The organism is Pantoea sp. Mb-10, from assembly GCF_021272205.1.
Lineage (GTDB): Bacteria > Pseudomonadota > Gammaproteobacteria > Enterobacterales > Enterobacteriaceae > Pantoea.
Genome location: NZ_JAJSDX010000007.1, coordinates 180,067 through 199,050, shown reverse-complemented (window position 1 = coordinate 199,050; position 18,984 = coordinate 180,067). Strand labels below are relative to the sequence as shown.

The 18,984-nt window shown below is 56.3% G+C and carries 21 protein-coding genes and 1 pseudogene; 14 read left to right on the top strand and 8 right to left on the bottom strand.

All coding sequences use genetic code 11. From position 1 onward, the window contains the following. Positions 1-11 precede the first annotated feature (11 nt). Complete coding sequence (rnm, locus tag LU196_RS15880; protein WP_232759939.1) at positions 12-881, bottom strand: RNase RNM; 870 nt, start codon at positions 879-881, stop codon at positions 12-14. A gap of 282 nt (positions 882-1,163) precedes the next feature. Between rnm and LU196_RS15875 the strand changes: the two genes are divergently transcribed. The 6 genes and pseudogenes from LU196_RS15875 to LU196_RS15850 all read left to right on the top strand — a co-directional run bounded on the left by LU196_RS15875 (position 1,164) and on the right by LU196_RS15850 (position 8,204). Beyond that, positions 1,164-2,726 (top strand): anthranilate synthase component 1, encoded by a 1,563-nt coding sequence (locus LU196_RS15875; protein ID WP_232759938.1) that lies wholly within the window; start codon positions 1,164-1,166, stop codon positions 2,724-2,726. After that, positions 2,726-4,319: pseudogene (gene trpD / locus LU196_RS15870) on the top strand (bifunctional anthranilate synthase glutamate amidotransferase component TrpG/anthranilate phosphoribosyltransferase TrpD). Before LU196_RS15875 ends, trpD begins: the two are co-directional and overlap by 1 nt. Before the next feature lies 1 nt (position 4,320). Continuing rightward, positions 4,321-5,688, top strand: coding sequence for a bifunctional indole-3-glycerol-phosphate synthase TrpC/phosphoribosylanthranilate isomerase TrpF (gene trpCF, locus LU196_RS15865; protein ID WP_232759937.1), 1,368 nt, complete (start codon positions 4,321-4,323; stop codon positions 5,686-5,688). 46 nt (positions 5,689-5,734) lie between these two features. Continuing rightward, positions 5,735-6,928, top strand: coding sequence for a tryptophan synthase subunit beta (trpB, locus tag LU196_RS15860; protein ID WP_232759936.1), 1,194 nt, complete (start codon positions 5,735-5,737; stop codon positions 6,926-6,928). Then, positions 6,928-7,731 carry a tryptophan synthase subunit alpha gene (gene trpA / locus LU196_RS15855; protein WP_232759935.1) on the top strand — a complete coding sequence of 268 codons (804 nt, stop codon included), beginning with the start codon at positions 6,928-6,930 and terminating at the stop codon, positions 7,729-7,731. Before trpB ends, trpA begins: the two co-directional genes overlap by 1 nt. Before the next feature lie 158 nt (positions 7,732-7,889). Beyond that, on the top strand, positions 7,890-8,204 hold the full coding sequence (locus LU196_RS15850; RefSeq protein WP_232759934.1) for a BON domain-containing protein: 315 nt from the start codon (positions 7,890-7,892) through the stop codon (positions 8,202-8,204). Positions 8,205-8,257: 53 nt separating this feature from the next. On the opposite strand, the gene ompW is transcribed toward LU196_RS15850, so the two are convergent. Continuing rightward, the gene (ompW, locus tag LU196_RS15845) at positions 8,258-8,890 is read right to left on the bottom strand and encodes an outer membrane protein OmpW (RefSeq protein ID WP_232759933.1); all 633 of its coding nucleotides are present in this window, start codon (positions 8,888-8,890) and stop codon (positions 8,258-8,260) included. Between the two features lie 242 nt (positions 8,891-9,132). Between ompW and LU196_RS15840 the strand changes: the two genes are divergently transcribed. The 4 genes from LU196_RS15840 to yciA are packed head-to-tail and all read left to right on the top strand — an operon-like array spanning position 9,133 to position 11,379. Beyond that, a complete protein-coding gene (locus LU196_RS15840) occupies positions 9,133-9,549 on the top strand; it encodes a YkgJ family cysteine cluster protein (protein ID WP_232759932.1) in 417 nt (138 codons plus the stop codon). Between the two features lie 27 nt (positions 9,550-9,576). After that, a complete protein-coding gene (locus LU196_RS15835; RefSeq protein WP_232759931.1) occupies positions 9,577-10,311 on the top strand; it encodes a YciC family protein in 735 nt (244 codons plus the stop codon). Between the two features lie 59 nt (positions 10,312-10,370). Further along, on the top strand, positions 10,371-10,910 hold the full coding sequence (locus LU196_RS15830; protein ID WP_232759930.1) for a septation protein A: 540 nt from the start codon (positions 10,371-10,373) through the stop codon (positions 10,908-10,910). Positions 10,911-10,962: 52 nt separating this feature from the next. Then, positions 10,963-11,379 (top strand): acyl-CoA thioester hydrolase YciA, encoded by a 417-nt coding sequence (gene yciA / locus LU196_RS15825; protein WP_232759929.1) that lies wholly within the window; start codon positions 10,963-10,965, stop codon positions 11,377-11,379. 43 nt (positions 11,380-11,422) lie between these two features. Here yciA and tonB read toward each other — a convergent pair whose 3' ends face one another. Further along, positions 11,423-12,166, bottom strand: coding sequence for a TonB system transport protein TonB (tonB, locus tag LU196_RS15820; RefSeq protein WP_232760092.1), 744 nt, complete (start codon positions 12,164-12,166; stop codon positions 11,423-11,425). Positions 12,167-12,367: 201 nt separating this feature from the next. Between tonB and LU196_RS15815 the strand changes: the two genes are divergently transcribed. Both LU196_RS15815 and LU196_RS15810 read left to right on the top strand, forming a co-directional pair. After that, a complete protein-coding gene (locus LU196_RS15815; RefSeq protein ID WP_232759928.1) occupies positions 12,368-12,664 on the top strand; it encodes a YciI family protein in 297 nt (98 codons plus the stop codon). A 1-nt stretch (position 12,665) separates the two neighbouring features. Next, positions 12,666-12,839 carry a hypothetical protein gene (locus tag LU196_RS15810; protein ID WP_232759927.1) on the top strand — a complete coding sequence of 58 codons (174 nt, stop codon included), beginning with the start codon at positions 12,666-12,668 and terminating at the stop codon, positions 12,837-12,839. Between the two features lie 10 nt (positions 12,840-12,849). Here the strand turns inward: LU196_RS15810 and LU196_RS15805 are convergent, their stop codons facing one another. Continuing rightward, positions 12,850-13,023 carry a YciY family protein gene (locus LU196_RS15805; protein ID WP_232759926.1) on the bottom strand — a complete coding sequence of 58 codons (174 nt, stop codon included), beginning with the start codon at positions 13,021-13,023 and terminating at the stop codon, positions 12,850-12,852. A 163-nt stretch (positions 13,024-13,186) separates the two neighbouring features. Between LU196_RS15805 and cls the strand changes: the two genes are divergently transcribed. Next, entirely contained in the window at positions 13,187-14,647 is a 1,461-nt protein-coding gene (gene cls / locus LU196_RS15800; RefSeq protein WP_232759925.1) for a cardiolipin synthase, read from the top strand. A 43-nt stretch (positions 14,648-14,690) separates the two neighbouring features. Beyond that, positions 14,691-15,014 (top strand): HI1450 family dsDNA-mimic protein, encoded by a 324-nt coding sequence (locus LU196_RS15795; RefSeq protein WP_232759924.1) that lies wholly within the window; start codon positions 14,691-14,693, stop codon positions 15,012-15,014. A 59-nt stretch (positions 15,015-15,073) separates the two neighbouring features. Here the strand turns inward: LU196_RS15795 and oppF are convergent, their stop codons facing one another. The 4 genes from oppF to oppB are packed head-to-tail and all read right to left on the bottom strand — an operon-like array spanning position 15,074 to position 18,947. After that, positions 15,074-16,078, bottom strand: a complete 1,005-nt coding sequence (oppF, locus tag LU196_RS15790; RefSeq protein ID WP_232759923.1) for a murein tripeptide/oligopeptide ABC transporter ATP binding protein OppF — start codon at positions 16,076-16,078, stop codon at positions 15,074-15,076. After that, a complete protein-coding gene (locus LU196_RS15785) occupies positions 16,075-17,091 on the bottom strand; it encodes an ABC transporter ATP-binding protein (RefSeq protein ID WP_232759922.1) in 1,017 nt (338 codons plus the stop codon). Before LU196_RS15785 ends, oppF begins: the two co-directional genes overlap by 4 nt. 11 nt (positions 17,092-17,102) lie before the next feature. Continuing rightward, positions 17,103-18,011 carry an oligopeptide ABC transporter permease OppC gene (gene oppC / locus LU196_RS15780; RefSeq protein ID WP_232759921.1) on the bottom strand — a complete coding sequence of 303 codons (909 nt, stop codon included), beginning with the start codon at positions 18,009-18,011 and terminating at the stop codon, positions 17,103-17,105. A gap of 15 nt (positions 18,012-18,026) precedes the next feature. Continuing rightward, on the bottom strand, positions 18,027-18,947 hold the full coding sequence (gene oppB, locus LU196_RS15775) for an oligopeptide ABC transporter permease OppB (RefSeq protein ID WP_232759920.1): 921 nt from the start codon (positions 18,945-18,947) through the stop codon (positions 18,027-18,029). Between the last annotated feature and the right edge of the window lie 37 nt (positions 18,948-18,984).

Below are 18,984 nucleotides of genomic sequence, written 5' to 3'. Positions count from 1 at the left end.
CATGTAACCTGTCAAGCGGAAGCCAGCGGCGCAAGCTGGGGAAAGCGTTCCCATACGGGCTCAACGCCACCCGGCAGCCACAGTTTGCGGCCTAACTCTATCCACGGACAGGGTTGGTGAAAATCCGATCCCTGCGAACCGGCAAGGCCATTGTCGCGCGCATAGCCGGCCAGTTGCGTTCGCTCGTTTGGCGGCTGCTGGCACTGCGCAACTTCAATCGCATCACCGCCCGCTTCGGCAAAGTGGGCGATCAATCGCTTGAGCCATTTTGCCGACAGGCCATAGCGGCCCGGATGCGCGAGGACAGCAACGCCACCAGAATGATGAATAGCATCAATGGCTTGTTTAATTGTACACCATTGCGGCGGCACATAGCCTGTTTTGCCACGCGCCAGATAATGCTTAAACACGTTCGCCATATTGTCTGCTTTACCGATCTCAACCAGATAGCGGGCAAAATGGCCGCGGGTAATCACCCCGCCTTGTGCCAGCCGCTCTGCTCCCGCCAGCGCGTTGGGAATGCGCGCACGGTCAAGCCGCTCAGCAATCGCCTGCGCGCGCGTCATGCGACACTGATGCTGCTGCGCCAGAAAGTGGTTCAGCGCGGGATGTTGGCAGTCGAGATCGAGCCCCACGATGTGTATTTCATGGTTTTCCCACAACGTCGAGGCTTCCACTCCCGCCAGTACGCGAAGCGGCAAGCCGTGGGCGGCGCGCTGTGCTTCCTCCACCCCGCCCACGGTGTCGTGATCGGTAATGGCCAAGACACCCACTTGCATTGCTGCCGCACGCTGTACGAGCGCAGTGGGACTTAATACGCCGTCTGACGCCTGCGTATGACTGTGTAAATCGTAGAGTGGAAAACGCGCTATTTCAGACAAGATTGCTCCAGCAACTGCACAAACCGGCAGGCATGATAGCGATTTTGCCCCTGACTGAAAAAGGGTATTGACTTTTTTTGCGCGAACCAGTTAACTAGTACACAAGTTCACACGTAACAGGTTGTCAATCATGGCCCTCAACAATACGCATTCAACTCTTTGGTGGCGCGACGTTTCCCTCAACGGGCAATATCGTCTTGCACATCTTGCGTAAATGCTGTGCAGATACCTGAGCCCGCCACTAAGCGGGCTTTTTTATGAGCAAAATTCAGAGACTCCGACATGGCTAATGCGAAACCCACATTGAAGTTGATTACCGGTGAAGCGCCTTACCGCGAAGATCCGGCCGCAGTGTTTCATCAAATTTGCGGCGCGCGCCCAGCAACCCTGCTGCTCGAATCGGCAGATATCGACAGTAAAGAGAATCTCAAAAGCCTTCTGATCGTCGACAGCGCGCTGCGGATCAGCGCGCTGGGCCACACGGTGACGCTGCAGGCGCTGTCTGAAAATGGTCGCGCCCTGCTACCGCTGCTGGATGAGGCTCTGCCATCCGAGGTGCGTATCGAAGCGCGACCAGATGGCCGTGAGCTCCATTTTCCTCAGCCGCAAGGCCTGCTCGACGAAGACGTCAGGCTCAAGGCGCTGTCCGTGTTTGACGCACTGCGCCTGATCCCGCAGCTGGTCAATAGTCCGGCAGAAGAGCGTGAGGCGATGTTTATTGGCGGCTTGTTCGCGTATGACCTGGTGGCTGGCTTTGAAGATCTGCCTGCGCTTCGCCATGACCAGCGCTGCCCGGACTACTGCTTCTACTTAGCAGAAACCTTACTGGTGATCGATCACCAGTCACGCAGCGCACGTCTGCAGGCCAGCTTGTTTACTCCATCAACCCACGAGTTTCAGCGTCTGCAGAGCCGGATTGAACAACTTCGCGGTCAGCTGGCTCAGGCAGCTCCCGCGCTGCCGGTACAACCCGTTGAACAGATGACCCTGAGCGTCAGCCAGAGTGATGAAGATTACTGCAAGGTGGTACGCGATCTGCAGGAGGCGATTCGCATCGGTGAAATTTTCCAGGTGGTGCCTTCACGCCGCTTTTCACTTCCCTGCCCTTCACCGCTGGCGGCTTACGACACCCTGAAGCGCAGCAACCCAAGCCCTTACATGTTTTACATGCAGGACCAGGATTTCGCGCTGTTCGGCGCCTCTCCAGAAAGCTCGCTGAAATATGACGCGCTTACACGCCAAATTGAGATCTACCCGATTGCGGGTACCCGCCCGCGCGGTCGCCATGCCGATGGCTCGTTAGACCGCGATCTGGATAGCCGTATCGAACTGGAAATGCGCACTGACCATAAAGAGCTGGCCGAGCACTTGATGCTGGTGGACCTGGCGCGTAATGACTTGGCGCGTATCTGCGTGCCCGGCAGCCGTTATGTCGCCGACCTCACCAAGGTCGATCGCTATTCGTTTGTGATGCACTTGGTGTCGCGCGTGGTGGGAACGCTGCGTAACGATCTCGACGTGCTGCACGCCTACCGTGCCTGTATGAACATGGGGACCTTGAGCGGCGCGCCAAAAGTCCGCGCGATGCAGCTGATTGCCGAAAAAGAGGGCACGCGGCGCGGCAGCTACGGCGGTGCGGTAGGTTACTTCACAGCACAAGGTGATTTGGATACCTGTATCGTGATCCGCTCGGCTTGGGTACAAGATGGCGTAGCCACCGTCCAGGCTGGCGCAGGCGTTGTACTGGATTCGCAGCCACAGGCTGAAGCGGATGAAAGCCGCAACAAAGCGCGCGCGGTGCTGCGTGCCATTGCGACCGCGCACCATTGCAAGGAGATTTTCTAATGGCCGATATTTTGTTGCTGGATAACATCGATTCCTTCACTTACAACCTGGTGGATCAGCTGCGTACTTTTGGTCATAACGTGGTGATTTACCGCAATAACGTGCCCGCTGAGCTGCTGATTGAACGCATCCAGCAGCTCGCCAATCCGGTGCTGATGCTCTCACCTGGCCCCGGTGCGCCGAAAGACGCGGGCTGTATGCCGGCTTTGCTTCAGGCGCTGCGTGGTCGCTTACCGATTATCGGTATCTGTCTTGGCCATCAGGCAATTATTGAAGCCTATGGCGGTCATGTGGGTCAGGCGGGCGAAATTCTGCACGGTAAGGCATCCGCTATCCACCACGACGGTGAGGCTATGTTTAACGGACTCAGTAATCCGCTGCCTGTGGCGCGCTATCACTCCTTGGTTGGGAGCAACACGCCCGAGGAATTAATTGTCAACGCCAGCTACAACGGCATGGTGATGGCAGTGCGTCATGACGCAGATCGGGTCTGCGGCTTCCAATTCCACCCCGAATCGATTCTGACCACCCAAGGTGCTCATTTACTTGAACAAACTTTGGCTTGGGCGCTGGCGAAGTCATAGGGAGATCATTATGCAATCCATTTTGGAAAAAGTGTTTCAGGCGGAAACGCTGAGCCAGACTGAAAGCCACCAGCTGTTTAGCGCCATTATTAAAGGCCAGCTTGAGCCGACGCAGCTCGCGGGTGCGCTTATTGCCATGAAAGTGCGCGGCGAGCGGCCCGAAGAGATCGCGGGGGCAGCCAGCGCCCTGCTGGCCGATGCGCGTGCTTTTCCGCGCCCTGATTACGCCTTTGCCGATATCGTCGGCACCGGCGGCGACGGCAGCAACAGTATTAATATCTCCACCGCCAGCGCTTTTGTGGCGGCAACGTGCGGGGTAAAAGTGGCCAAGCACGGCAACCGCAGCGTCTCCAGTAAGTCGGGTTCGTCCGATCTGCTGGCCGCCTTTGGCATTAATTTAGACATGTCAGCGGATAACGCTCGACGCGCGCTGGACGATCTCAACGTATGCTTTCTGTTTGCACCCCAGTATCACCAAGGATTTCGCCATGCCATGCCGGTGCGTCAGCAGTTAAAAACCCGCACGATTTTCAACGTGCTTGGGCCGCTGATTAACCCGGCTCGCCCGCCGCTGGCGGTGATTGGCGTGTACAGTCCAGAGCTGGTTATGCCGATTGCACAAACCCTGAAAGTGCTGGGCTACCAGCGTGCGGCCGTTGTACACGGCGGTGGCATGGATGAGGTTGCGCTGCACAGCCCTACCCATGTGGCCGAACTGCGTGATGGAGAAATCACCGGTTACTCGTTGACGCCAGAAGACTTCGGCTTTGGTTATCATGATAAAGAGGCGCTCGCCGGCGGCACGCCGGAAGAAAATCGTGACATTCTCACGCGTTTACTCCAGGGTAAGGGCCAGCCCGCGCACGAGCAGGCCGTTGCGGTCAACGTCGCAATGTTGCTGAAAGTATTCGGAAATGAAGATTTACGTGACAACGCCCAGCGCGCAATGGAAGCCATTCGCAGTGGCCAGGCGTATGAGCGCGTTGTGGCTCTGGCAACGAGAGGATGAGATGAGTATCAAGGGCACCGTTTTAGAGAAAATTGTACAAGATAAAGCGATCTGGGTTGAGGCGCGACAAGCGCAGCAGCCTTTAGCAAGCTTCCAAAACGCGCTGCAGCCTGCGGCACGTCACTTTTACGATGCGCTGCGTGGTGCGCGGACCGTATTCATCCTTGAGTGTAAAAAGGCCTCGCCTTCTAAAGGATTAATTCGCGAAGATTTCGATCCCGCCACCATCGCGGGTATCTACCGGGAATACGCTGCGGCAGTATCCGTGCTCACGGATGAAAAGTACTTTCAGGGCGATTTCGCGTTTCTCCCGGTTGTCAGCGCAGCGATTACACAGCCGGTGTTGTGCAAAGACTTCATCATCGACCCTTATCAAATTTACCTTGCCCGCCATTACCAAGCCGATGCCATTCTGTTGATGCTGTCGGTGCTGGATGACAATCAGTATCGCCAGCTTGCCGCCGTCGCGCACAGCTTAAAAATGGGCGTACTGACTGAAGTGAGCAACGAAGAAGAACTGGCGCGCGCGATTGCCCTTGAGGCGAAAGTGGTTGGCATCAATAACCGCGACCTGCGTGATTTGTCAATCGACCTTAACCGCACTCGCCAGTTAGCGCCTCAGTTGGGTTCTGGGGTGACGGTCATCAGTGAATCCGGCATTAATAATTACGCCCAAGTGCGTGAGCTCAGCCACTTCGCCAACGGTTTCCTCATCGGCTCTGCGCTTATGGAAGAGGCGGATCTGGACGCCGGCGTACGCCGGGTGCTATTAGGCGATAATAAAGTGTGTGGCCTTACGCGCCCGGAAGATGCCCGCGCCGCCTATGACGCAGGTGCATGCTACGGCGGACTGATTTTTGCCGACGGCTCGCCGCGCAAGCTTTCGCACGCACAGGCGCAAGTGGTTGCCGCTGGCGCGCCGTTGAAATACGTCGGCGTCTTTCGCGATCAGCCTATAGGTGACATTGTCACGTTAGCCGCCTCACTCTCGCTTGCTGCAGTGCAGCTCCACGGTGACGAAGATCGGGCGTTTGTGGCCCAGTTGCGCGCTGCCTTACCCGCTCACGTGCGCATCTGGAAGGCCATGAGTATTACGGATCGGCTGCCCGCCCGCGATTGGCCCCACGTTGATCGCTATGTGTTTGACCACGGTAAAGGTGGCAGCGGCCAGCATTTTGATTGGTCACTGCTCCAGGGCGAAGCGCTGAATGATGTGCTACTGGCAGGTGGCTTGAGCGCGGACAACTGCGTTCAGGCGGCACAGCTGGGCTGCGCAGGTCTGGACTTCAATTCAGGGGTGGAATCTGCCCCGGGCATCAAAGATGCCAGTAAAGTCGCGGCGGTATTCCGCACGCTGCGCGCCTACTAATTTTGCCGGCCCGCATGCTGTGGCGGGCAGGATAAGGAAGACAGAAATGACAACGTTATTGAATCCCTATTTTGGTGAATTTGGCGGCCAGTATGTGCCACAAATCTTGATGCCTGCGCTGCGCCAGCTGGAGAGCGCCTTTGTGGAGGCCCAGCGCGATCCCACTTTCCAGGCCGAATTTACCGACCTGTTGAAGAATTATGCGGGCCGCCCCACGGCGCTGACGCTGTGCAGTAATCTGACCAAAGGCACAAAAACGCGGCTTTACCTTAAACGCGAAGATCTGCTGCACGGTGGTGCGCATAAGACCAATCAGGTTCTGGGTCAGGCGCTGCTCGCCCGCCGCATGGGTAAAAATGAAATCATTGCCGAAACGGGCGCAGGGCAGCATGGTGTTGCGTCAGCGCTGGCGTGCGCGCTGCTGGGCATGAAGTGCCGCATCTACATGGGCGCGAAAGACGTTGAGCGTCAGTCGCCTAACGTTTTCCGCATGCGATTGATGGGCGCAGAAGTCATTCCCGTGCACAGCGGCTCCGCCACGCTCAAAGATGCGTGTAATGAAGCGCTGCGCGACTGGTCGGGCAGCTACGAAACCGCGCACTATATGCTCGGCACCGCGGCCGGCCCGCACCCGTTCCCCACCATTGTGCGTGAATTCCAGCGCATGATCGGAGAAGAGACCAAAGCGCAGATTTTGGAAAAAGAGGGGCGACTGCCGGATGCCATCCTCGCCTGCGTAGGCGGCGGCTCGAATGCGATTGGCATGTTCGCCGATTTTATTGACGACACCGGCGTGAAATTAATCGGCGTAGAACCTGCCGGACACGGCATTGAAACCGGTGAGCACGGCGCGCCGCTCAAGCACGGTCGCGTGGGTATCTACTTTGGCATGAAAGCCCCGATGATGCAGACCGAGGAGGGGCAAATCGAGGAGTCTTATTCTATCTCCGCCGGCCTTGATTTCCCGTCTGTTGGCCCGCAGCACGCGCATCTTAATAGCATCGGACGCGCGGACTATGTCTCCGTGACCGACGATGAAGCCCTCAGTGCCTTCAAAGCGCTGTGCCGTGCAGAGGGAATTATTCCTGCGCTGGAGTCATCACATGCGTTAGCGCATGCGTTAAAAATGATTGCTGACAACCCAGATAAAGAACAGCTGCTGGTAGTCAACCTGTCAGGGCGCGGTGATAAAGACATCTTTACGGTACACGATATTTTGACAGCGAAAGGAGAGATCTGATGGAACGTTACGACCGGATGTTTGCACGCCTGGCGGAGAAAAACGAGGGGGCATTTGTGCCGTTCGTCACGCTAGGCGATCCTTCTCCTGAGCTGTCGCTGCGCATTATTGATGCCCTGGTTGAAGGCGGCGCCGATGCGCTGGAACTGGGCATTCCGTTCTCCGATCCGCTGGCCGACGGCCCCACCATTCAGGGGGCCACGCTGCGTGCGTTCGCGGCGGGTACTACCGTGGCGCAATGCTTTGAGATGCTGGCCGCGGTGCGTCAGAAATATCCGGCGCTGCCCATTGGCTTATTGATGTATGCCAATTTAGTGTTCAGCCGAGGTGTGGATACGTTCTATGCGCAGTGCGCAGCCGTGGGCGTGGATTCGGTGCTGGTAGCTGATGTTCCGGTTGAGGAGTCCGCACCGTTCCGCCAGGCCGCTATGCGTCATAACGTGGCCCCGATCTTTATTTGTCCGCCAAACGCCGACGACGATTTGCTGCGCGAAGTCGCTTCTCACGGGCGTGGGTACACTTACCTGCTGTCACGCGCGGGCGTAACCGGGGCGGAAAATCGCGCCAGTCAGCCGCTGCATCATCTGATCGCGAAACTGCATGAATACCATGCGGCGCCTCCGCTGCAAGGATTTGGTATTTCGGAACCCAGCCAAGTCAAAGAGGCCATTGAGGCTGGTGCGGCGGGCGCGATTTCGGGCTCGGCGATCGTGCGCATCATTGAGCGCCATCAAAATGATACCCCGGCCCTGCTGAGTGAATTAAAACAGTTTGTCAGCAACCTCAAAGCCGCCACGCGCTAACGTTCACCCGGCCTCCTCTTAATCAATGGTTGAGGCCGTTATTCCCACGCGCTTCATGATTTTTTCCTCTGCGCATTTGCTGATTTCCTCGACACCGCCCACACTTAATTGCACCGTCTCGTTGCGGTGAAACATCATCTATGACAGGGAGATAACCAATGAAGTTTTTCAAAGTCGTTGCAAGTTTTTTAATGGCTGCAATGGTGGCGCTAACCTTGAGCGCATGTGCACCAACGGCCACCAAAGAAGGCACAGGCGGTTATATCGATGACACCGTCGTGACCACAAAAGTTAAAGCACAGCTATTAAAAGATGAGTCGTTGAAATCGACTGAAATCAATGTCGAAACCTTCAAAGGCAAGGTCCAGCTCAGCGGCTTCGTGAGTTCACCGCAGATGGCTAACCGCGCCGTGGCCGTGACGCGCAGCGTGCCGGGCGTACGTGCCGTTGTTAACAATATGCAAATCAAATAACTCCGTTACGCCTCGTATCGGGCGGCCCAGCGCCCCCGATACGAGCGTGGCCATCAGAAACGATAGCCCACGCCAAAGAAGAACACCCATGGGTCAATGCGCGTATGAATCGTCTGCGGCTCACCGCCCGCCTTGAATTTCACGTCAGTATCGATATCCATGTACCAGAGCGAGGCATTCAGCATCCAGTCGCGGTTGATTTGATAATCTAATCCAACCTGCCCCGCCGCTCCCCAGGAATCCTTTACGCTCAAATCGCTTAAACCCGCGTCTTTGCCGGTTTGATTAAACGTTGCATCATAAAATGTGGTGTAGTTAAGGCCGACCCCCACATAAGGACGCACCGCGCTGTTGCTGTCAAAAAAGTAGTATTGCGCCATCAGCGTTGGCGGTAGCTGACGTACCGTGGCCAAATTCCCGGTAGGACCAAGGCCCACTTTGTGCCGAAACGGCGTGGCCGCCAGCAACTCGACCCCCACATTGTCCGTGGCCATCCAGGTCAACGTCAGGCCGAGTTGCGTGTCGTTGCTCACGGAAAAACCGCCCATCCCCAGCACATTGTCAGACCCTTCGGTCGGGCGCACCGTGGCGCTGCCGGCACGCATAAAAACATCCCCCGCTTGGTGGGCCAGTACCCCTTGCGGAATGGTCAGGGCCAACAACAGCGCCGCTTTTCCCAGTTTCATTCTTACTCCTTTGGCAACATTCAGGTGGCAGGGTGTTTGCGGCAAAGGTTTTACGCCATTCACTGGCAAAGATCACGCGGCAAATATAAAATTAACTCCTTAAAAAACAATGCATTGACACAGATCAATTTTGCTTATCTCCGCGCCGTTAAAAATTCCCTTGCGCAAATCACACGGCGTGATTATTTTTCTTTTCCCGATGGTGATTTTGGTTCAATGCCCCAGGAGTGGCAGGCAATCAGATGAGCGAATTAACCAACCCTTGTATGACCTGTGGCGCCTGCTGCGCCCATTTTCGCGTCTCTTTTTACTGGGCCGAAGCCGAGGATGCGGGCGGCAGCGTGCCGGTGGATCTCACCGAGCCGCTTAGCCTGCTGATGCGCAACATGCGCGGGACCAATGACCGTCAGCCACGCTGTGTCGCGCTACAGGGCGAAATCGGCGGCTGCGTCTCGTGCGGAGTCTATGACCAGCGCCCATCACCGTGCCGAGAGTTTGCCATGTCCGGTGAGCAAGGCGTGCCGAACGATGCCTGTGACCGCGCCCGCGCCCGTCACGGTCTGCCGCCGCTTTTTACGCCTTCTTTACCTGAGATGACAGAAAGTTATGGCTTTTCAGGTGCCAGCTCGCCCGTAGACCATGTACAATCGCCGGGTTAATTCACCCGGTTTCTTCAAGGAGAGTACATGTCTATCACGGCAAGTTCGTTATACCGTGACACAGGAAATTTCTTCCGCCACCAGCTCGTTACCCTTGTGCTGATGGCGCTTCTGACATCATTCATCACGGTGATTGTCGGTCATGCCTTAACGCCGGGTCAGGAGCAGCTCTCGCTGCTTGGCCAGACAGACGATAGCGCGACGTCCCTGTTTGATTTGGTGCAGAGCATGACGCCGGAACAACAGCGCGTCCTGTTACGCGCCTCGGCGGCGGGCACGCTGGCGGCGCTCATCGGCAACACGCTATTGCTGGGTGGAATGCTCAGCCTGATCCCCTTGGTCTCCAGCGGTCAACGCGTCAGCGCGCTGCGCGCTATCGGTGCTTCCGCCCCGCTGCTGCCGAAACTGCTGCTGCAAACGTTCCTCATTACGCTGTTGGTCCAGCTGGGCTTTATGGTGCTGATGGTGCCTGGCGTGATCCTCGCGATTCTGCTGTCGCTGGCGCCGGTGATGCTGGTAAGTGAGAAAAAAGGCGTGATTGGCGCAATGCGCGCCAGCATGGGGCTGGCGTGGAAGAACGTGAAGCTGATTGCGCCAGCAATCGTGCTATGGCTGCTGGCGAAAATCGCGTTGTTGTTCCTGATTTCAAGCATCACGGTGCTGCCAGCCAACATCGCCTCGGTCGTGATGAACGCGGTAGGGAATTTGATCTCCGCGCTGCTCATTATCTATTTGTACCGGCTCTATATGCTGGTACGTTAATCGCTAAGGCGCTCAACCGGGCGCCTTTACTGAATGCTCCTGTCCCGACTGGAAATGCTATGAAGCAGTTACTTGATTTTCTTCCCTTGGTGGTTTTCTTCATTTTTTACAAGCTTTACGACATCTATGTTGCTTCCGGTGCACTGGTAGTAGCGACAGGTCTGGCGCTGATCGCGAGCTGGCTGCTGTATCGTAAGTTAGAAAAAATGACCATTTTCACTTTTGTGCTGGTTGCCGTGTTTGGCACGCTCACTTGGGCGTTACGCAATGCAGAGTTCATTAAGTGGAAAGTCACGGTGATCTACTCGCTGTTTGCAGTGGCGCTGCTCTACAGCCAATGGTTTATGAAACAGCCGCTGATCCAGACCATGCTCGGTAAAGAGTTACAGTTGCCGTCTCACGTGTGGCGTCGCCTTAACGTGGCGTGGGCAGCCTTCTTTTTCGTCTGTGGCCTGGCGAACATCTACGTGGCGTTTTGGATGCCGCAGGATGTCTGGGTTAACTTCAAAGTGTTTGGTCTCACCGGTCTGACGCTGCTGTTTACGCTGGTCAGCGGCGTTTACATCTGGCGGAACATGCCGCCGCAAGAACAAAAATAAGGCTTCGGCCCGACGCGTTCGGGTTTCTTCTCACCTGCAAAAGAATTGAGCGATGGACGAAAAACACAAGCTGCCGCAAGGCGAAATGGTTTTACGCACGCTGGCGATGCCAGCCGATACCAATGCCAACGGTGATATTTTTGGCGGCTGGTTGATGTCACAAATGGACATGGGCGGCGCGATTATGGCGAAGGAGATCGCCGAGGGACGCGTTGTAACCGTGCGCGTGGATGGCATGACGTTCCTGAAACCGGTGGCAGTGGGAGATGTGGTGAGCTGCCATGCGCACTGCCTGAAAACCGGTAACAGCTCAATGACCATTAATGTGCAAGTGTGGATCAAGAAAGTGTCATCTGAGCCTATCGGACAAACCTATTGCGCCACCGAGGCGGTATTTGTGTATGTCGCGGTGGACCATACCGGTAAATCACGTTCCTTACCGGCCGGTAAAGCCAACCTTTCCCATTAAGATCTCGCAAAAAAGCGGCCATCGGCCGCTTTTTAACGTCAACTTATTCGATATTCGCCCCGCCATTCAGGCGGAAAACAATATTCATGGTCAATCCGCTGCCCGGATGCCCCGACTGATAGCGCCACTTTTTCATGGCACTTTTAACCTCACGCTCAAACATATTCGGCGGCGTAGCAGAGAGCACCTCGATGTTGTCTACGCGCCCTTCGCTGTCAACGTCAAACTTAACCCGCACCTTGCCTTCAATGCGCAGCGCCATCGCCCGCGCTGGATAAGCCGGTTTACTTACCGCGATGGCTTTTGGCCCTTCTGATACCGCTGGGGTCGGCGTTGGCGACGGGGTTGCTTTCGGCGCCGTCGCAGGACGCGACTGCGGTGCAGGCGTATCCTGTTTAAACGGATTAGCCTGCGGCTGCGGCTTTACCGTTTTATGTGGCTTTGGCTCCGCTTTCTTTTCGGGCTTGGGCTTGGGTTTAGGTTTCGGCTTGGGTTCCGGTTTAGGTATAGGAACCGGCTCCGCTTTAGGCGGTTCAGGCGTGACCTGCGGTTCGGGTTCGGGCTGCGGTTGCGGCTCTGGCTGCGGCGCGGGCGCAACGGGCGCAGGCGCTGGCTGAACCTCCGGTGCAACCATCGTTACCGTAATAGGCTGCGACGCGTTAGGCACCTCAATGGTCTGATGAAACGAAGCGTACAGTATGCCTGCAATCACCGCGCCGTGAAGCGCGACGGAAAGCAGCATTGAAACAGGCGTTCGAGCAGGAAATGGCGTGGTCAACGTCGTCATATCAGTCATTTTCATTGAGTGAAGCCGCGATTTTAAATGCAAATAGCAATCAGTTTCAACTGACGATGCAATGGCCGCTAACGCGGCGCTTTAACCGCAGTTGCGCTTTCTTCATACGCGCTTATCTTTCGTTTGCACTCTGATTGGCGATCCCTTAACGTGTTCCGCAATTTCGGCAAGTCAAACGGGAGTGCCCCCATCGTGCTGTATGTTATCTACGCGGAAGATACCGCAGATTCTCTGGAAAAACGCAATTCTGTGCGCCCGGCGCATCTTGCCCGTCTGCAACTGCTGCAGGACGAAGGTCGTTTGATTGCTGCAGGCCCACTGCCGGCTGTTGACAGCAACGATCCTGGCCCGGCGGGATTTACCGGTTCGGTGATTATCGCGGAATTTACGTCACTGGAGACCGCCCAGTCGTGGGCCAATGACGACCCTTACATCGCCGCTGGCGTGTACGAGAAAGTCTCGGTAAAACCGTTCAAGCGCGTATTTTGATATGTGGCTGTCGCTCTGCTTGCTGATCGCCGCGCTGGCGCTGATTGGCCGAGCAGTTTGGCTATGGCGGCAGCAAGGTTGGCGCGCTCGCCGCCAGCACGTGGTTATGCTCATCGTGCTGGCCGCCGCGCTGCAGACCATCAACATCGTGCTGATGCTCCGCAGCCCCCATTGATTGCCCGGCGCTACAGGTTCTGCGTAATAAAGAGAATTGAGCGACGATGATGCTGCGCGACTTGGTGACGAATGGCATGGATACGCTTATATCGTCGAGATTGCCCCTCTAACCAGCGCGATCGCCGGCGGTGCACCTGACGTAACATTCTCCAGCGCGCCACTTCATTTCGGCTTCGTCTCATCACTCTCTCCTGAACAGGCTAAACTCGGCTGGCATTATAAAGATCTGTTAGCAAATCCCCAATCGAAAAGCGTCATCGAAGCGCGATGCGGGATAAAAGGTTTCCCTACCCTGCGCCAGCACGTAAACTTCGCACATCTAAGCGCGAACAGGATGTCCACTGAATGACCACATTTTATACGCTTATCAGCTGGTTGCTGCTCTTCGGCTACTGGTTGCTGATTGCGGGCGTGACGCTGCGTATCCTGATGAAACGGCGCGCAGTGACCTCTGCCATGGCTTGGCTGCTGATCATCTATATTCTGCCGCTGGTGGGCATCATCGCGTATCTCTCTTTCGGGGAGCTGCACCTCGGCAAACGGCGCGCTGAGCGCGCCCGCACCATGTGGCCTTCCACCGCGAAATGGCTGAGCGAACTCCGCCAGTGTCGCCACATTTTTGCCACAGAACACAGCGACGTGGCCCGCTCGCTGTTCGACCTCTGTCGGCACCGTCAGGGCATCGCGGGGGTCAAAGGCAATCAGCTTCAGCTCCTGACCAGCACCGACGATGTCATGCACGCGCTGATCCGCGACATTCAGCTGGCTCGCCATAATATCGAGATGGTGTTTTACATCTGGCAGCCAGGCGGCCTGGCAGACGACGTTGCCGAGTCACTCATGGCCGCTTCGCGACGCGGTGTGCACTGTCGCCTGATGCTTGACTCGGCAGGCAGCGTTACCTTCTTTCGCAGCCAGTGGCCCACGATGATGCGCAATGCCGGTATCGATGTGGTAGAAGCGCTGCAGGTGAGTCTGCTGCGCGTTTTCCTGCGGCGCATGGATTTGCGTCAGCACCGCAAAGTGGTGCTGATTGACAATTACATCGCCTATACCGGCAGCATGAACCTGGTGGATCCCCGTTTCTTCAAACAAGATGCGGGCGTGGGGCAATGGGTCGATTTGATGGCGCGCATGGAGGGACCGGTCGCCACCACCATGGGGATCGTTTACGCCTGCGACTGGGAGATTGAAACCGGAAAACGGATACTACCGCCCGCGCCAGACGCCAACATCATGCCGTTTGAGCAAGAGAGCGGTCATACCATTCAAGTGATCGCCTCGGGCCCCGGTTTCCCGGAAGATATGATCCATCAGGCGTTGCTCACCGCCGTTTACTCCGCGCGGCATCAGCTCATCATGACCACGCCCTACTTCGTACCCAGTGATGATCTTCTGCATGCTATCTGCACCGCCGCGCTGCGCGGCGTTGAAGTCAGTATTATCGTGCCGCGCCACAATGACTCGCTCCTGGTGCGCTGGGCCAGTCGGGCATTTTTCACCGAACTGCTTGAGGCCGGCGTGAAAATTTATCAGTTCGAGGATGGCCTGCTTCACACGAAAAGCGTGCTGGTGGACGGTCAGCTCAGTTTAGTGGGCACGGTAAACCTTGATATGCGCAGTCTGTGGCTCAACTTTGAAATCACGCTGGTGGTTGACGATGATGGATTTGGCAGTGACCTGGCCACGGTACAGGATGACTATATCGCCCGTTCGCGCCTGCTGGATGGAACGCGCTGGTCTAAACGTGCCTGGTGGCAGCGCATCGTCGAACGACTGTTTTACTTCTTTAGCCCTTTACTGTAAAACGAGCGGAAATATTAGCGCCTCAAGGCACACGGGAAACGTCATGGATTTAAATAATCGCCTAACAGAAGATGAAACGCTGGAGCAGGCTTACGATATTTTTCTTGAGCTGGCAGGGGATAATCTCGATCCGGCGGACATCATTCTGTTCAATTTACAGTTTGAAGAGCGCGGCGGTGCAGAGCTGTTCGATCCTTCAGAAGACTGGAATGAACACGTCGACTTTGATATCAACCCAGACTTTTTTGCAGAAGTGGTAATTGGCTTAGGTGAAGCTGATGGCGAACCGATTACCGATGTGTTCGCGCGCGTGCTGCTGTGTCGTGAGAAAGACCACAAGCTGTGCCATATTCTGTGGCGTGAATAAACCACTACCACTACGCGAAAAAAAACGCCGGGCCTCTGCCCGGCGTTGTCATTTTGCGCTTAGAGCGGATCCACCTTCAGGCAGGAAACCGCGTGGCGGAAGCTGCCCTCCAGCAGAGGGCGCGTTTTGGCACACTCTGGCCCCGCAATCGGACAGCGCGTGCGGAATACACAGCCCGACGGCGGGTTGATCGGCGACGGTAACTCCCCTTCCAACAGTTGAATCTGTTTGTTTTTTTCCAGATCCGGATCGGGAATCGGCACGGCCGACATCAGCGCGCGAGTATAAGGATGCTGCGGGTTGTTATACACCGCATCGTAGGTGCCCAACTCCACGGCGTGCCCAAGGTACATCACCAGCACGCGATCGGAGATATGCTTCACCACCGCCAAGTCGTGCGCGATAAAGATCAGTGACAGCCCCATTTCACGCTGCAGTTTTTGTAGCAGGTTTACCACCTGCGCCTGGATTGAGACATCCAGCGCGGAGACCGGTTCATCACAGATAATCAGCTTGGGTTCAAGGATCAGCGCACGCGCGATGCCAATACGCTGGCACTGGCCACCCGAGAATTCGTGCGGGTAGCGGTTGATGAGGTTGGGCAGTAAGCCGACCTTCATCATCATGGCTTTCACCTTCTCTTTGACGTCCCCCTGCGGCATTTTGGGATAGTAGGTGCGCAGCGGCTCGGCAATGATGTCACCAATGGTCATGCGCGGGTTCAGCGAGGCCAGCGGATCTTGAAAGATCATCTGAATGTCGCTGCGCGCTTTGCGCCACTCTTCCGCGCTTTGCCCTAACAGGTCGCGTCCCAGCCAGGCGACACGGCCTTCGGTGGCTTTTACTAAGCCAATGATGGCGCGCGCCAGCGTCGATTTACCGCACCCGGATTCGCCTACCACCCCGAGCGTTTCGCCCTCATAGAGACGCAGGCTTACGCCGTCCACGGCTTTCAAGGTTTTGGGTGGCTGCCAAAACCACTGTTTGCCGTCTTTGATATCAAAATGCACTTTGAGATCGGCAATCTCTAACAGCACTTTTTTCTCTTCAATTACGGTGCTCATACGAGTTCCTCCACCGGCTTAAAGCAGGCGCGCAGGCGGCCTTCCGCAAACGGCTCCAGCGGCGGTGATTTTGCACAAATATCCATGGCATAGGCGCAGCGCGGCTGGAACGGACAGCCCTGTGGCAGCCGCAGCAGGTTGGGCGGATTGCCAGGAATGGTGGTCAGCGATTCGCCTTCCGCATCCAGGCGCGGCACGGCATTCAGCAAGCCGATGGAGTACGGATGCGCAGGCTGGTAAAACACATCGCGCGCGCCGCCATACTCCATGGTGCGCCCGGCGTACATCACCAGGACTTTGTCACAGATACCGGCAACCACGCCCAGATCGTGTGTAATCATGATGATCGCGGTGTTGAACTCGCGCTTGAGCTCGTTCAGCAGCGTCATGATCTGCGCCTGTACCGTCACATCCAGCGCGGTAGTCGGTTCGTCCGCAATCAACAGCTTGGGCCGACACAGCAGCGCCATCGCGATCATTACGCGCTGGCGCATACCGCCAGAAAATTCATGGGGAAACATCTTCATGCGCTTACGCGCCTCTGGCATTTTCACCGCATCCAGCATGCGCACCGACTCTTCAAATGCCTGCGCGCTGTTCATGCCCTTGTGCAGCTTAAGCACTTCCATCAGCTGTTCGCCCACCCGCATATAGGGATTAAGCGACGTCATCGGGTCCTGGAAAATCATGGCTATCTGCTCGGCACGCAGTTTGTTGAGCTTATTCTCGGGCAGATTAAGGATCTCCTGTCCGTTGAATTTTGCCGAGCCGCCAATACGCCCGTTTTTGGCCAGCAGCCCCATCAGCGCAAACGCGGTCTGCGATTTACCTGAACCGGATTCGCCCACAATCCCCAAGGTTTGACCGGTATGCAGCGAGAAGTTGAGATCGTTAACCGCCGTGACATCGCCGTCGTGGGTGCTAAACGTGACGCGCAAATCTTTGACATCTAAAAGCAGGTTGCTGTTTCCCGCAGGTGCAGCCGCGTGAGGCTGAAATTCGTGAATCGTCATCGGGAAACTCCTTAACGGTCTTTCGGGTCGAGGGCGTCACGCAGGCCATCGCCGATAAAGTTGAAACAGAACAGCGTCACCACCAGGAAGCCTGCCGGGAACATCAGCAGCCACGGTGACACTTCCATCGAATTTGCCCCATCGCTCAACAGCGCGCCCCAGCTACTCAGCGGCTCTTGGGTTCCTAATCCGAGGAAGCTCAGGAAGGATTCAAACAGGATCATGCTGGGCACGAGCAGTGAGGCGTACACCACCACCACCCCTAACACGTTAGGGACGATGTGACGCAGCACGATGTTGCGCGTCGACACGCCGCCAACCTGCGCCGCTTCAATGAACTCTTTTCGTTTGAGTCCCAGCGTCTGCCCACGCACAATACGCGCCATATCCAGCCATGACACCATGCCGATGGCCACGAAAATCAGCAGAATATTGCGCCCAAAAAACGTCACCAGCAAAATCACAAAGAACATGAACGGGAACGAGTTGAGGATCTCCAGGATGCGCATCATCACCGAGTCCACTTTTCCGCCCAGATAGCCGGCCAGTGAACCGTAAAGCGTGCCCAAGAGCACCGCAATGAGTGCGGATGCAACGCCAACCATGAGTGAAATACGCCCCCCAATCGCCACGCGTACCAGCAGATCGCGTCCCGAGGAGTCGGTGCCGAACCAGTGGCCTGAGGTGGTATCCGGCGGTGCGGACATCATTGCCCAATCGGTATCGTCATACTTGAACTGCGCCAGCATCGGCGCAAATAACACAAACAGGGTGATCAGCAGCAGCACCAGCAGGCTGATAAGCGCAGCGCGGTTGTGAATGAAGCGACGGCGCGCATCCTGCCACAGGCTGCGCCCTTCGACTTCCAGTTTTTCGCTGAAGGCTTCCAGAGCGTCGCTGTTTTTCTTACTTAACATCATGGGCGAGCTCCACAATCAGTAACGGATTTTCGGATCGATAACGGCATACAGCACATCAACAATCGCATTGAACAAAATGGTGAGTACTCCCACCAGAATGGTGAGGCTCATGACCAGTGAATAGTCACGGTTCAGGGCTCCGTTCACAAACAGTTGGCCGATGCCGGGCAGCCCATAAATGGATTCAATCACCATAGAGCCGGTGATGATGCCCACGAAAGCCGGGCCCATGTAGGACAGCACCGGCAGCATGGCGGGCTTGAGCGCATGACGAAGCACAATGCGGCGCAGCGGTAATCCTTTGGCGCGCGCAGTGCGAATAAAGTTCGAGTGCATCACTTCAATCATTGAGCCGCGCGTGATACGCGCGATGCTGGCGATGTAGGCCAGCGACAGCGCCACCATCGGCAGCAGCATGTAGTTCCACTGGCCGCCGTTCCAGCCGCCACCGGGTAGCCAACGCAGCGTGATGGCGAAGAGCAACACCAGCAGCGGAGCCACCACAAAGCTGGGAATAACCACCCCGGTCATGGCCACCCCCATCACTGCATAATCCCATAAGCTGTTCTGTTTCAGGGCAGCGATGACGCCCGCAGTGACGCCCAGCACCACCGCTAAAAAGAATGCCGCCAGTCCCAGCTTGGCCGAGACCGGAAAGGCATGGCCGACCAGATAATTAACCGAATAATCTTTGTACTTAAACGAGGGGCCAAAATCGCCATGCGCCAGCTGCACCAAATAGCTCAGGTACTGCTTACCAATCGGATCGTTTAAATGGTATTTGGCTTCAATGTTCGCCATGACTTCCGGGGCCAGCGTACGTTCGCCGGTAAACGGGCTACCGGGCGCGAGACGCATCATGAAGAAGGAAATGGTGATCAAAATGAAGAGCGTTGGGATGGCTTCCAGGAGCCGCCGCAGAATGAATTTTAACATTGCCGTACCTATCAGGCTGTTGCTTCACAAAGTCAAA